The sequence below is a fragment of the Massilia sp. MS-15 genome (assembly GCF_020176695.1).
In the GTDB taxonomy this organism is placed as follows: Bacteria; Pseudomonadota; Gammaproteobacteria; order Burkholderiales; family Burkholderiaceae_D; genus Telluria; species Telluria hydrophila.
Genome location: NZ_JAIWIA010000005.1, coordinates 40,933 through 55,239, shown reverse-complemented (window position 1 = coordinate 55,239; position 14,307 = coordinate 40,933). Strand labels below are relative to the sequence as shown.

Here is a 14,307-nt window from a genome sequence, read left to right as displayed (position 1 = left end):
AGCTTTGCTTTGTTAATCACGTCCATGTCAGAGATCTCCACCAAGCCCTACCTCCTGCGCGCCATCTACGAGTGGTGCACGGACAGCGGCTACACGCCCTACCTTGCCGTCAAGGTCGATGCCGCCACCACGGTGCCGATGGAATATGTGCGCAAGGGCGAGATCATCCTGAACATCAGCTATGGCGCCACCTCGGGCCTGAAGATGGACAACGATGCGATCCACTTCCGGGCGCGCTTCAGTGGCGTCTCGCGCGAGCTGTACATTCCGGTGCAGAACGTGCTGGCGATCTATGCCAACGAGAATGGCCAGGGCATGGCCTTCGAGGTGAACGCGACGGCGGCGGAGATGGCGCCGCTCGACTCGGGCGACGGGGCCCCGGCACCATCCCTGTCGGCGGTACCGGGCACCGGGGCGGATTCGCCGACCGAACCGGGCGCTACAACGCCGGATGGCGATGACGAGCCGCCGAAGAAGGGCGGACGGCCGACCTTGACGCGTATTAAATAGCGTATAATTCTTGTTCTTCAGAGCACAGCCGACTTAGCTCATCAGGTAGAGCAGTTGATTTGTAATCATCAGGTGGCGGGTTCGAGTCCTGCAGTCGGCACCAGTATCATCAAGCACTAGCCCAGCCTTCATGGTTGGGCTTTTTGCTTTCTGGCCAATATGCGCGCGTCAATCCGGATTTGCTCGGCAGTGAGACATCCAAACACGGGCCTTGCCTGGACGGCGTACACATCCACCCGAATGAGTCCTGTCGAAAAATTTTACACAATGCATTGTGTATTTTTCCATATTTCAGTAAATCATTGATTTTGAAAAATATTTTTCCTAGGCATGGTTATTGCTTTTAGAAAAAAGCAATTTCAAAACTACACCCTAGGGATTCCAAATGAAGAAAATGATCAGCGCAATGATTGTCGCTACCGCTCTCAGTTCGGCTGCGGCGCATGCCACCACCTATAATGAAGACGGCGATGCGGGTCATACCGCGCTGACCGCGCAATCGGTCAAGAACGGTACGACGCAGATCAAGGGTGCCCTGAGCACCGCGGATTCGGTCGATCTCTTCAAGTTCAAGTGGAATGGCGGCAGCTTCGCCGCATCGACGACGAACATCACCTTTGATACGATGCTGTTCCTCTTCGATCAAAACGGCGACACGCTTGCCTTCAATGACGATTATTCAGGCCTGGCTTCGTATATCAACCGGACCCTGAGCGCAGGCGAGTACATGCTCGCGATTAATGCGTATTCCTATAACTACGGCGGAAACCTCGCAGGCTTTGCCAATGCACCAGGCATCCGTGGTCCGAACGGCGCGTATACGATCAACCTCAGCCAGGTCGACAGCACCGACGTGCCTGAACCGGCAAGCCTGGGTTTGCTGGGCCTGGCTGCTATCGGTCTCGGTCTGGCACGCCGCCGCAAGCAAGCCTGATTCAGCCTGGCCTTGACACCCTCACTGGCTGCCACCCTGACTGCAGCCAGTGATTCTTGAGATGCTTCATTGCTCGGCAGAACGGCCTGTGCGTCGGTGCAGGCCGTTGACGCTCGCTGAGTCTTCCAACAATTTCCAGGACAGGACAGTGAGGGTCAGGTGAGCGGTTACGCATGGCATTAACTGGCTATAATCGCCGTGTTAATGTTTTTTCATTATCCTCCGATGAGCTCCCGTATCCAGCAACGCAACAACGTTCGTGTGACTGGGGATGGCCCGGCCACCATGGTGTTCGCCCATGGCTTCGGCTGCGACCAGACCATGTGGCGCTTCCTGGCGCCGGTCTACCAGGACCGCTACCGCACGGTGTCCTTCGACCTGGTTGGCAGTGGCGGCTCCGACCTGGGCGCCTACGACCGCACCAAATACGGCAGCCTGCACGGCTACGCCGACGACCTGCTCGAGATCATCGACGCCTTCGCGACCGGCCCGGTGGTGTTCATCGGCCATTCGGTCAGTACCATGATCGGCCTGCTGGCCACGATCAAGGCGCCGGAAGCGCTTTCGGCCCAGGTCATGGTCGGCCCCTCGCCCTGCTACATCAACGACGGCGACTACGTCGGGGGCTTCAGCCACGAGGACATCGAGGAACTGCTGGAGACGATGGATGCGAACTACCTCGGCTGGTCGAGCAATATGGCGCCCGCCATCATGGGCGCGCCCAGCCGGCCCGACCTGCGCGAGGAACTGACCAGTAGCTTCTGCCGCAACGATCCTGACATCGCCAAGCACTTCGCCCGCGTCACCTTTACCTCCGACCACCGCGCGGACGTGCCGAAGTCGGGCGTGCCGGCCCTGATCCTGCAATGCAGCGACGACCTGGTGGCGCCGCTTGCCGTGGGCGAGTTCCTGCACCGCCACCTGCCGGCCAGCCGCCTGCACATCATCGAGAACGTCGGCCACTGCCCGCACATGAGCGCACCCACCAAGAGTTCACGCGCGATCGACGACTTCCTGGCGCAGACCCTGCGCTGAATGCCGTGTCCCCTGCCCTCCCCGGCAGCGAGCTGCTGTTCGACGATGCCGCCTGCGCATTGCTGATCACGGCCGCCGATGCGCCTGGGAAGTGGCCTGCTCTACCAGCCCCCGGTTCTGCGTCCGATTCAGCTTCGGATGCACAACCGGAACTGTCAGCATGGTGCTGAACACCGCCATCAACAGCAGCGCTGTGAACATCTCGCTGGTGATGATCTGCTTGTCCAGCAGGATGTTCGCAAAGATGATCTCGATCAGGCCCTTGGTCTGCAGCAGCCAGCCGATAATCGTGGCCTCGCCTTTCTTCCAGCCCAGCGCCTTGCCCGCAATGTGGGCGCCGGCCAGCTTGCCGCCGACCGAAGCGAGCAGCAGCAGCCCGGCCACGAAGAACACCGGATAGCTGCCCATATCCCACTTGGTGCGCAGTCCAGTACTCAGGAAGAACACCGGCATCAGCACCAGCAGCACGTTTTTGAACAGTCCATCGAGCTGTTCGCGATCGAACCAGTCCGCATCCATGACAACGCCAGCCAGGTAGGCGCCGACCATGTAGTGCAGACCGGCCCAGTCGGCGCCGAAACTGCAGGCGATCAGCCAGATCAGGGCGACATACCAGCGGTCATTCTGCGGCAGGCGCAGCATCAGGCGACGGAACAGGATGGTCAACACGCCGAATGCCACGAGAAAACCAAGCTGGCGGCCAACGCGCTCCCAGTCGAGCATGATCAGCGCCAGCACGCCCCAGATCGCGACGTCGTCCAGGCTGGCGTAGCGCAGGATGCGCTGGCCCATGGGCTGGCGCAAGATGTCGAGTTTTTCCATCAAGAGCACCAGCACCGGCAGCGCCGTCACCGCGCAAGCCATGCCGATGCCGAGCATGAACTGCCACTCGGCGGCCTGGGCGCCCATCCAGCCCTGGTAGCCCGCCAGCACCAGGGCCGCACCGCAGCCGAAGAGTAATGGCATGCCGAGCGACAGGCCGGCGGCGGTCGCGCTCTCGCGGCGGTACTGCCATACCTTCTTCAGGTCGAGTTCGATCCCGGCCAGCATCACGAACAGCATCACGCCCCACCAGGCGATGCCATTCAGCGTCTTGACGACGTCGGGGTTGAATACGAACTTGTGATAGTCGGGATAGACGGCCCCCAGAATGCCCGGCCCGAGCAGGACGCCCATGATGATCTGGACCACTGCCAACGGCGCAACATAGTCGGTTTTTCCGAGTCGCCACACCAGATAAGGGGCGACAAAAATCAGCAGCATCGCTATGAGGAAAACCTCGGTCGTATTCATCTCGTCTCCTGAACTCGCTGTTGCTCTCGTGGCTGTTCTGTATGCAACATTTGGAAACGATACCACAGCCTATCCCACCAAGTACACGAGAGCCTGCAGCCTCCTTTGTCAGCGTAGGATGCACGCGAAAACACGGTTGACAGGCATCGGAGTGTGTCAGAATCTGGATTGCAATATTTGTTTGACCCTGATTTCACCCAATGCTATAGTCCGGCAAAGCCGTTGGTAACGTTTCCAAATCATGGGAGACGTAGCGAAAGAGAGCGGCGCACACGGAGACACGATGTTCACATCAGCACGCCCCCCGGCGGCGGCCCTCACAGGGCTCGCCCTTGCCCTGGCGGCCGCCGTCCTGACGGCAGCCGTTCCCGCGCGTGCTTCCACGTATGCATCCGTCCGCGCGGCGCCCAAGGCGGAAGTCATCCACTGGTGGACTTCAGGCGGCGAGTCGGCCGCCGTCAAGCAGGTGGCCCAGGCCTACCGCAATGCGGGCGGCGTGTGGATCGACACCGCAATCGCCGGCGGCGACCAGTCGCGCGCCGTCACCATCAACCGCATCGTCGGCGGCAACCCGCCCACTGCGGCCCAGTTCAACACTTCCAAGCAGTTTCTCGACGTGATCGAAGCGGGAATGCTCAACAACGTCGACAACATCGCGCGGGCCCAGAACTGGGACCAGACGCTGCCCCCGCCGATCATCGACGTGATCAAGGTGCAGGGCCACTACTACGCGGTGCCCCTGAACATCCACATGCAGACCTGGTTCTGGTATTCAAAGTCGGCCTTCCGGAAGGCCGGCATCACCAAGGAACCGGCCAGCATGGAGGAATTCTTCGCCGCCCTCGACAAGCTCAAGGCGGCTGGCATCATCCCGCTCGCCCACGGCGGCCAGTCGTGGCAGGAGACCGTGCTGTTCTCGGCGATTTTGGCCAACATGGGGGGCAAGGAGCTGTACCTGAAGGCGATCCGCGACCGCGACCAGGCTACCCTCCTCGGTCCCGAATTCCGCAAGGTGCTGCAGGCATTCAAGCGCCTGAAATCCTATGTGGACGCTGGCTCGCCGGGCCGCAACTGGAACGACGCCACTGCCCTCGTCATCGCTGGCCGCGCCGGCTTCCAGGTGATGGGCGACTGGGCCAAGGGCGAATTTACCAACGCGGGACAAAGCGCCGGCCAGCACTACGGCTGCATGGCGGGCTTCAGCGCCAGCACGCCCTACCTGATCCAGGGCGACGTGTTCGTGTTCCCGCGTACCGAGAACGGCCACGTCGTGCGCGCCCAGCAGCTGCTGGCCAAGGTGGTTTCGCAGCCCGACCTGCAGGTGAGATTCAGCAAGCTGAAAGGCTCGATCCCGGCACGCCCTGATGTCGATGCCTCGGCGCTCGACCTGTGCGCCCGGAGGGGCATCGAGATCATGAAGGACCGCGCGCGCCAGGCCGGCGTGACCGAGATCTACCTGACACCGGACCAGAACGGCGCCATGCAGGACGTGCTGACCGCCTACTGGAACACGGCCATGCCGGCCGAACGGGCCCAGAAGAGCATCGCCAACGCACTCAAATACTGAACGCCATGCTGGCCAAGCTCCGCACCCACAAGATCAGTTCTCACATCGCTTTGATCCCGATGGCGCTGACCGTGCTGGTCGCCTACCTCGGCGCGGCGCTGTGGACCTTCCGCACTTCGTTCACCGCTTCCCGCACCTTCGCATCAAGCAACTATATCGGCGCGGCCCAGTACATCCGCCTGTTCGACAACGAGCGCTGGCTGATCTCACTGAACAACCTGGCCGTCTACGGCGCCCTGTTCATCCTCGCCTGCATGGTGCTGGGCTTCCTGCTGGCCGCATTCATCGACCAGAACGTCAGCGGCGAAGGTTTCCTGCGCACGGTCTTCCTGTATCCGTACGCGATGTCCTTCATCGCCACCGGCCTGGTCTGGCAGTGGATGCTGGCGCCGGGCAGCGGCATCGAAGGCGCGGTGCGCCAGTTCGGCTTCCCGCACTTCAGCTTCGACTGGATCATCGACCAGGACATGGTCATCTACACCATCGTGATCGCCGCCGTCTGGCAGGCCTCGGGCCTGGTGATGGCGATGATGCTGGCCGGCCTGCGCGGCGTCGACCCGGAGATCTACAAAGCCGCCCGCCTGGACGGCATTCCGGCGTGGCGGGTCTACCTGCAGATCGTGCTGCCGATGCTCGGTCCGACGATCGCCACGGTGTTCCTGCTGCTGTGCACCGCCGTCGTGAAACTGTACGACGCCGTGGTCGCGATGACCGGCGGCGGGCCGGGAATCGCCAGCGAGGTGCCGGCCAAGTTCATCATGGACCACCTGTTCCTGCGTTCGAACATCGGGCTGGCCTCGGCCGGCGCGGTCACCCTGCTCATTCCGGTACTGGCCCTGCTGGCGCCCTATGCCTACGCACGCAGCCGGAGGAAACGCGCATGAGCCCACCCACGCTGCAGGTCACGCCAAGCATGTCCTTCGACACCCGTCCTGTCATTCCCGCGGCACCCGCGGCGCCGGCCATGCGCAGAAAGCGCCTGTCGGTGGCCCGCATCGGCGTCTACGCTTTCCTGTTCAGCGCCGCGCTGTACTTCCTGCTGCCGCTGTATGTCATGATCATCACCTCCTTCAAGCCGATGGACGAGATCAGGAACGGCAACGTGTTCGCCCTGCCGCTGGCGGCCACGGTCGAGCCCTGGCGGAATGCCTGGAGCCAGGTCAGCGGCGGCTTCTGGAATTCGGTGGCGATCACGGTGCCGAGCACCCTTATCCCGATACTGCTGGGCGCCATCAACGGCTATGCGCTGTCGTTCTGGAAGCCGCGCGGCGCGAATCTGCTGTTCGGGGTGCTGCTGGCCGGCGCCTTCATCCCGGTACAGGTCATGATCTATCCGCTGGTGTGGATGATGGCGCGTGCCGGCGTGTTCGGCTCGCTGCCGGCGATCGTGCTGGTGCACGTCATCTTCGGGATGCCGATCATGACGCTGCTGTTCCGGAACTACTATGCCTCGGTGCCGCACGAGCTGTTCCAGGCCGCGCGCATCGATGGCGGCGGCTTCTGGCGCATCTTCCTGCAGGTGATGCTGCCAATGTCGCTGCCCATCGTGGTGGTGGCCGCCATCATGCAGGTCACCGGCGTATGGAACGACTACATCCTCGGCCTGGTGTTCGCGGGCCGTGACAACGCGCCGATGACGGTGCAGCTGAATAACGTGATCAACACCACCACCGGCATCCGTCTGTACAACGTCAACATGGCCGCGACCATTCTGACGGCAAGCGTGCCCCTGGCGGTCTATTTCATCTCCGGACGCTGGTTCGTGCGCGGCATCGCCGCCGGCGCGGTGAAAGGTTAAGCCATGTCCAACGTCGTCCTGCGCAAGCTCTGCATCACCCGCGGCAGCAACCAGGTCATCCGCGACCTCGACCTGCACATCGAACCGGGCGAGTTCCTGGTCCTGCTCGGTCCTTCGGGCTGCGGCAAGTCGACCCTGCTGCACAGCATCGCCGGCCTGATCGACCTGGCCGGCGGCGCCATCGAGATAGGCGGGCGCGACATGAGCCATGCCGACCCGAGCGAGCGCGGGATCGGCATGGTGTTCCAGTCGTATGCGTTGTACCCGACCATGACGGTCGAGAAGAACATGTCCTTCGGCCTGCGCATTTCGGGCGCACCCAAGGCCGAGATCGGGCGGCGCGTGCGGAAGGCGGCGGAAATGCTGCAGCTGGAAGCCCTGCTGGACCGTAAGCCAGCCCAGCTCTCCGGCGGCCAGCGCCAGCGCGTGGCGATCGGCCGCGCGCTGGTGCGCGAAGCGGGCGTCTACCTGTTCGACGAGCCGCTGTCGAACCTCGACGCCAAGCTGCGCGCCGAACTGCGGCGCGAACTGAAACTGCTGCACCAGACGCTGGGCTCGACCATGATCTACGTGACCCACGACCAGGCCGAGGCGATGACCCTGGCCACCCGCATCGTCGTGATGCAGGGCGGCCGCATCCAGCAGATTGGCACCCCGGGCGAGGTCTACGAGAAACCGGCCAACCGCTTTGTCGCCGGCTTCCTCGGCTCACCCTCGATGAATTTCGTCGACGGACGCCTGGAAGGAGAGCTGCACACGGCCAACAGTACCAAGCGCCGTTTTAGCGCCGGCGCGCTGATGCTCGACCTGGCGCCGGACTGCATCGCGCCGCCGGGCCCGGTAACCATTGCCGTGCGGCCGGAAGACATCCACCTGACGGCGGATGGCATGCTGCACGCCGACGTGACCCTGGTCGAACCGATGGGGAACCACCAGGTCGTGTGGCTGGATTGCGGCGGTCACCAACTGGCCAGCATCGTGCACGATCCGAGGCCATTGCGCGTCGGGCAGGCGGTGCGCTTCGGTATCGATGTCGGTCGGGTCTCGCTGTTCGACCCGACCGACGGCAAACGGCTCTGAAGACAGGTGCCAGTACTTCGTCAATGCAGTATGCTTCAGTGTTCATCGCTAACTAAACAACAGGACAAGGATCGTCAGTGGCAACCATCAAGGACGTAGCGCGTTTGGCTGGCGTGGGTCTCGGTACTGCTTCGCGCGTGGTCAGCGGCAAGGGCTCGGTGTCGCCGGCGACCCTGGCCCGCGTGCGCAAGGCAATCGACGAGCTGGGCTTCCGCCCCTCGCACGCGGCGCGCGCGCTGCTGTCCGGTACCAGCCGCATGGTCGGCGTCTACATCCCGGTCCTCTCCGGCACCTTTTACACGCCGATCCTGCAGATCATCGACACCGAGCTGCGCGCCGCCGGGCTGCACATGGTGGTGGCCTTCGGCGTTGGCCTCGGCGACGCACGGCGCCAGGCCATCGAGGGCATCGAATTCCTGATCGAACGCGGCTGCGACGGCATCGTCATGATGACCAGTGCCCTGACCGACGACGACCTTTCCACCCTTGGCGGCAAGCAGAACCAGATCGTGGCGCTGAACCACGAGTTCAGCCAGATTCCCGAGCAGTGCTTCACGGTCGACCACGCGCTCGGCGGACGCCTGGCCGCACGCACCCTGCTCGACTACAAGCACCGCGACATCGCCGTGATCTCCGGACCGGCGGCGCTGGCCGATAACGTGGCGCGGGTGGACGGCTTCATGCGCGAACTGGAAGCCGATGGCATCGACACCAGCAAGGTCTGGACGCTCGAGAGCGACTTCTCGCCCCAGGGCGGCTGGTCGGCGGCGAAGGCGTTGATCGACTCCAGCACCAGGTGCACTGCCCTGTTCTGCGCCAACGACGAGATGGCGGTCGGCGCGCTGGCCTATTTCCAGGAAGCCGGCATCAGCGTGCCGCGCGATCTGTCGGTGATCGGCTACGACGATACACCCAGCGCCGCCTTCTCGGCGCCGCGCCTGACCTCGGTGCACATGCCATGGCGCGAGATGACACTCAACGGCCTGAATGCCCTGCTCAACCGCTGCTACGACCTGCAGCGCCCGGTCACCCGCACATTCCCGGTCAGCGTCACGCTGCGCGCTTCGCTGGGAAAGGCGCCGAGCGACAGCTCCGGCAAAGCCACGCGGAGCAGGAAAAAATAGGCTGGGCCGCTTGCCGGCCTCTTTTTTTTAGATTGCAATTGGAAAGCTTTCCAAATATCCTAGCGTAACGATTCAACCAGACCCATCATGACGATAACCAACCGACCCGAGCCCAAGACTCCGACGCGCGGCGATTTCGCCCCCGACTTCCTGTGGGGCTGCGCGACTTCTTCCTACCAGATCGAAGGTGCAGGCCGGGAAGACGGCCGGGTCGAGTCGATCTGGGACCGTTTCGCCGCCACCCCCGGCAAGATCAAGGATGGCTCGAGCGGCCTGGTCGCGTGCGACCACTACCACCGCTGGCCGGAAGATTTCGACATCGGGCGCGACATGGGCCTGAACGCCTACCGTTTCTCGATCGCCTGGCCGCGCATCTTCTCCGAAGTGGGCGGCAAGCCGAATCCAAAGGGCCTGGATTTTTACTCCCGCCTGGTGGACGGCATGCTGGAGCGCGGCCTGCAGCCCTGGGCCACGCTGTACCACTGGGACCTGCCGCAGTTTCTGCAGGACCGCGGCGGCTGGAACGAACGCGCCACCGTGGACGCCTACCTCGCTTTCGTGGATGCGATGACGCGCCGCCTTGGCGACCGCATACAGCACTGGATCACCCACAACGAACCATGGTGCACATCGATCATCGGCAACTTCGAAGGCTGGCATGCACCCGGCAACACCGATTTCAAGACCGCGCTGCAGGTGGCACACCACGTGCTGCTCTCGCACGGCAAGGCGGTGCCGCTGATCCGCGCCAACGTGCCCAATGCCAGGGCCGGCATCGCCCTCAGCCTGCATCCGGTGCGCCCTGCATCCAGCAAACCGGAGGACATCGCCGCCACCGAGCGCCACGACGGCCTGCGCTACCGCTGGTTCCTCGACCCGCTCTACGGCCGCGGCTACCCGCAGGCGACCCTGGATGCCATCGGCGACGCCGCGCCGGTCGTCCTGCCGGGCGACCTGGAAGCGATCGCGGTGCCGACCGACTTCCTGGGCGTGAACTATTACTTCCCCGAGACCATCCAGGATGCCCCCGGCCATGCGCCCCTGGGCGCGCGCGTGCTGCCGCCGCCACCCGGCGCCGAGACCACCTACATGGGCTGGGAGGTGGCGCCGCAGGGCCTGGCCGAACTGCTGCTGCGCATCGAGAAGGACTACCACCCGGGCCCGATGTACATCACCGAAAACGGTTCCTGCTACGCGGACGAAGTCGACGGCGCAGGCGAGATCGACGACGTCGAGCGCCGCCGCTACCTGATGCGCCATCTCGCCACCCTGAAATCGGCAATCGGGGACGGCGTGCCGGTGAAAGGCTACTTCGCCTGGAGCCTGCTCGACAACTTTGAATGGGCCGAGGGCTACCTCAAGCGCTTCGGCCTGACCCACATCGACTATGCCACCCAGCAGCGCCGCCTGAAGGGCAGCGGCAAGTGGTACCGCTCCTTCCTGCGCGGCGAATAAGACCTGCACAACATAACAAGATAGCGAGACGACCCATGACACCCAAGCTTCGCAACCCGCTTCTGGCGCTGGCCATCGCGCTCGCCCTGCCCCTGACCGCCAATGCGGCAACGCCCCTGGCCGACTGGCCTCAGGTCCGCAGCGCCATCGGCAAGGATGCCGCCATCGAGCAACGTGTGCGCGAGATCGTCGGCAAGATGACGCTGGCGCAAAAGGTCGGCCAGATCACCCAGGGCGAGATCAAGACCGTCACCCCGGAAGACGTGAGGCGTTACTACCTCGGCTCGGTCCTGAACGGCGGCGGCAGCTGGCCGAACAACAACAAGCATGCCAGGGCCGCCGAGTGGCTGGCGCTGGCCCAGCGCTACTACGAGGCCTCGATGGCCACCGACATGGCGATCAAGGTGCCGGTGGTGTGGGGCACGGATGCGGTCCATGGCCACAACAACGTATTCGGCGCCACCCTCTTCCCGCACAACATCGGCCTGGGCGCGGCGCGCAATCCGAAGCTGCTCGAAGAGATCGGCGCGGCCACGGCGAAAGCCACGCGCGCGAGCGGCATCGCCTGGGTGTTCGGCCCGACCCTGGCCGTGGTGCGCGACGACCGCTGGGGGCGCACCTACGAAAGCTATGCCGAGCATCCGGAAGTTGTCGCCAGCTATGCCGGCGCCTACGTGCGGGGGATGCAGGGCGCGCTGAAGAACGACGCCAACACCATCGCCACCGCCAAGCACTTCATCGGCGACGGCGGCACCGAGCACGGCAAGGACCGCGGCGTCAACAAGTCGACCAAGGCCGAGATGGTCAACATCCACGGCGCCGGCTACTACCCTGCCCTGCAGGCGGGCGCCCAGACCGTGATGTCCTCGTTCAACTCCTGGAACGACGTGGCGGGCGGCACCGACTACGGCAAGATGCACGGCAGCCGCGCCATGCTGACCGACGTGCTGAAAACGAAAATGGGCTTCGACGGTTTCGTCGTCACCGACTGGAACGGGCACGGCGAAGTGCCAGGCTGCAGCAACGACAGCTGCGCGGCCGCGATCAATGCCGGCAACGACATGGTCATGGTGCCCGACGACTGGAAGGCCTTTATTGCCAACACCATCAGGCAGGTCGAGAGCGGCGAGATACCGATGTCACGCCTGGATGATGCGGTCAGCCGCATCATCCGCGTGAAACTGCGCGCCGGCCTGTTCGACAAGAGTCCGTCGCAGAATGCCTATGCGGGCAAGGACGATGCGATGCAGGCGCGCGCGCTGGCCCGCCGCGCGGTGCGCGAATCGCTGGTCCTGATCAAGAACGACCGCTTGGCGCTGCCGATCGCGCGCGGCAAGAAGATCCTGGTGGTCGGCAAGAGCGCGGACGACCTGTCGAACCAGTCCGGCGGCTGGTCGATCACCTGGCAGGGCACGGCCACGACCAATGCCGACTTCCCGAACGCCGACACGATCCTGGCCGGCATCCGCGAAGCGGCAGGCAAGGACAAGGTCAGCTTCAGCATCGACGCCAAGGGCGTGGACGTGTCGCAGTTCGATGCAGTGGTGGCGGTGATCGGCGAGCGCCCGTATGCCGAAGGCGACGGCGACATCGGCCCCAACGGCACCCTGCGCCATTCGAGCCGCTATCCGGAAGACCTGGCCGTGCTGCAGGCGGTAGCCGGCAAGGGGAAGCCGGTGGTTACCGTGTTCATCTCCGGCCGTCCGCTCTACGTGAACGACCTGCTCAACCTCTCGGACGTGTTCGTGGCGGCCTGGCTGCCGGGCACCGAGGGCAAGGGTGTGTCCGACCTCCTGGTGGCCGGTCCCAAGCGCCATGAATTCACCGGCAAGCTGCCGTTCTCGTGGCCGAAGTCGGCCTGCCAGAGCGATCTGAATGTCGGCGACAAGAACTACGCGCCGCTGTTCGCCTATGGCTACGGCTTGAAGGCGGCCACGCGATCCAGGGTAGGCAAGCTGGATGCGACCTACCCGGCCGGCGGCTGCGGCGTCAGCAACAGCTTCCCGGTGTTCAGCCAGTCCGACCGCGCCAGCTTCCCGCTGACCATCCGAAGCGGTTCCCAGCAGCTGGTCCTGGGCGCCGACCTGAATACGACCTTCACCCTGCCGGGTGTGACGGTGCAGACCTCGCAGGTCAATACCCAGCAGGACGCCAAGCTGGTGACCTGGTCCGGGCCGGCCACCGTCGAGGCGCGCGGTGCCCGCGCCATGGTGCTGCCCCCAAGCGCCAGCGCCAACGCGGCGCTGCGCTTCGATACCATCGTGTACAGGGCGCCGGCCGGCAAGGTCAGCATGGCGATGGGCAGCGGGGTCCTGGATACCACGGCCCTGTTCAAGCGCCTGGCCGGCAAGGGCAAGCAGACCGTCAGGATTCCGCTGAGCTGCTTCAGGGCCAAGGGCACGGATCTTTCCAAGGTCGATGCGCCGTTCAGCATGGCGAGCGATGCCGCCTTCGCCGCCGCCTTCACCAACATCGAGATCGCCGGCGGCGCCGCAAGCGAACCGGATGCTGTGCGCTGCGAGGAACTCAAATGAGCGGCAGCCTGAAATTGCTGGCCGATGTCGGCGGCACCAACGCCCGCTTCGCCCTGCAGTCGGGCGCGGGCTTCGACGACATCGAGGTGCTGGCCTGCGCCGATTACCCGACGCTGGGCGCGGCGATGCAGGCCTACCTCGGCAAGGCCGCCGCGCGCGGCTTTGCTGTCGAGGGCGTGCACCATGCCGCAATCGCGATCGCCAATCCGGTCGAGGAAGACCGGGTCAGCATGACCAACCACCACTGGAGCTTCTCGATCGAGGGCCTGCGCCAGGAGCAGGGCCTGGAAACGTTGCTGGTGGTAAACGACTTCGCCGCGCTGGCGATGTCGCTGCCGCACCTGGCGGCCGACGGGCGCGAGCGCATCGGCGGCGGCATCGAATTGCAGGATGGGCGACCTGGGCGGCCCATTGGCCTGATCGGCCCCGGTACCGGCCTGGGCGTCTCCGGCGTGATCCCGGCCGGGAACCGCTGGATCGCGCTGGCCGGAGAAGGCGGCCACGTCAGCTTCGCGCCATCCAGCAAGGAAGAAGTGGCGATCCTAGACGCGCTGTGGGAAGAATACGGCCACGTGTCGGCCGAGCGCCTGCTGTCGGGCATGGGGCTGGAGCTGATCCACTGGGCGCTGACCGGCAAGCGTATCGACGCGCCCAGCATCACTGGCGCCGCGCTGGACGGTTCCTGCGCCGACTGCATCAAGACCGTGCAGACCTTCTGCGCGGTGCTGGGCAGCGTGGCCGGCAACGTCGCCCTGACCCTGGGCGCGACCGGCGGCATGTACATCGGCGGCGGCATCGTGCCGCGTCTCGGTAAACTGTTTACCGAATCCGCGTTTCGCGCGCGCTTCGAGGACAAGGGGCGTCTCAGCCCCTACCTGGCGCGCATCCCGACCTACCTCATCACCGAGCAGTACCCGGCGCTGCGCGGCGTATCCGCCATGCTCTCGGACCACATCGCAGCAATGCAATAACAATAC

Annotated in this window: 12 protein-coding genes and 1 tRNA gene; 12 read left to right on the top strand and 1 reads right to left on the bottom strand. The window is 64.4% G+C overall.

Features of this window, described 5'->3' with window-relative positions:
• Nucleotides 1-24: 24 nt before the first annotated feature.
• From LCI23_RS03085 to LCI23_RS03070, 4 genes are all read left to right on the top strand, one after another.
• Nucleotides 25-510 (top strand): ClpXP protease specificity-enhancing factor, encoded by a 486-nt coding sequence (locus LCI23_RS03085; RefSeq protein WP_224943866.1) that lies wholly within the window; start codon nt 25-27, stop codon nt 508-510.
• A 27-nt stretch (nt 511-537) separates the two neighbouring features.
• Nucleotides 538-613: transfer RNA gene (locus LCI23_RS03080), tRNA-Thr, on the top strand.
• A 282-nt stretch (nt 614-895) separates the two neighbouring features.
• Nucleotides 896-1,444 carry a DVUA0089 family protein gene (locus tag LCI23_RS03075; protein WP_224943864.1) on the top strand — a complete coding sequence of 183 codons (549 nt, stop codon included), beginning with the start codon at nt 896-898 and terminating at the stop codon, nt 1,442-1,444.
• Nucleotides 1,445-1,669: 225 nt separating this feature from the next.
• The gene (locus LCI23_RS03070) at nt 1,670-2,479 is read left to right on the top strand and encodes an alpha/beta fold hydrolase (protein WP_224943862.1); all 810 of its coding nucleotides are present in this window, start codon (nt 1,670-1,672) and stop codon (nt 2,477-2,479) included.
• Nucleotides 2,480-2,545: 66 nt separating this feature from the next.
• On the opposite strand, the gene LCI23_RS03065 is transcribed toward LCI23_RS03070, so the two are convergent.
• On the bottom strand, nt 2,546-3,772 hold the full coding sequence (locus tag LCI23_RS03065) for a cation:proton antiporter (protein ID WP_224943860.1): 1,227 nt from the start codon (nt 3,770-3,772) through the stop codon (nt 2,546-2,548).
• Between the two features lie 283 nt (nt 3,773-4,055).
• Here LCI23_RS03065 and LCI23_RS03060 point away from each other — a divergent pair, with 283 nt between their 5' ends.
• From LCI23_RS03060 to LCI23_RS03025, 8 genes are all read left to right on the top strand, one after another.
• A complete protein-coding gene (locus LCI23_RS03060; protein ID WP_224943858.1) occupies nt 4,056-5,339 on the top strand; it encodes an ABC transporter substrate-binding protein in 1,284 nt (427 codons plus the stop codon).
• Nucleotides 5,340-5,344: 5 nt separating this feature from the next.
• On the top strand, nt 5,345-6,223 hold the full coding sequence (locus LCI23_RS03055; RefSeq protein ID WP_224943856.1) for a carbohydrate ABC transporter permease: 879 nt from the start codon (nt 5,345-5,347) through the stop codon (nt 6,221-6,223).
• Between the two features lie 29 nt (nt 6,224-6,252).
• A complete protein-coding gene (locus LCI23_RS03050) occupies nt 6,253-7,137 on the top strand; it encodes a carbohydrate ABC transporter permease (protein ID WP_374041139.1) in 885 nt (294 codons plus the stop codon).
• Between the two features lie 3 nt (nt 7,138-7,140).
• The gene (locus LCI23_RS03045) at nt 7,141-8,217 is read left to right on the top strand and encodes an ABC transporter ATP-binding protein (protein ID WP_224943853.1); all 1,077 of its coding nucleotides are present in this window, start codon (nt 7,141-7,143) and stop codon (nt 8,215-8,217) included.
• A gap of 77 nt (nt 8,218-8,294) precedes the next feature.
• Nucleotides 8,295-9,341 (top strand): LacI family DNA-binding transcriptional regulator, encoded by a 1,047-nt coding sequence (locus LCI23_RS03040; protein WP_224943850.1) that lies wholly within the window; start codon nt 8,295-8,297, stop codon nt 9,339-9,341.
• 87 nt (nt 9,342-9,428) lie between these two features.
• A complete protein-coding gene (locus LCI23_RS03035; protein WP_224943847.1) occupies nt 9,429-10,796 on the top strand; it encodes a GH1 family beta-glucosidase in 1,368 nt (455 codons plus the stop codon).
• Nucleotides 10,797-10,831: 35 nt separating this feature from the next.
• On the top strand, nt 10,832-13,330 hold the full coding sequence (locus LCI23_RS03030) for a glycoside hydrolase family 3 protein (RefSeq protein ID WP_224943840.1): 2,499 nt from the start codon (nt 10,832-10,834) through the stop codon (nt 13,328-13,330).
• The gene (locus LCI23_RS03025) at nt 13,327-14,301 is read left to right on the top strand and encodes a glucokinase (RefSeq protein WP_224943835.1); all 975 of its coding nucleotides are present in this window, start codon (nt 13,327-13,329) and stop codon (nt 14,299-14,301) included. Before LCI23_RS03030 ends, LCI23_RS03025 begins: the two co-directional genes overlap by 4 nt.
• Nucleotides 14,302-14,307 lie beyond the last annotated feature (6 nt).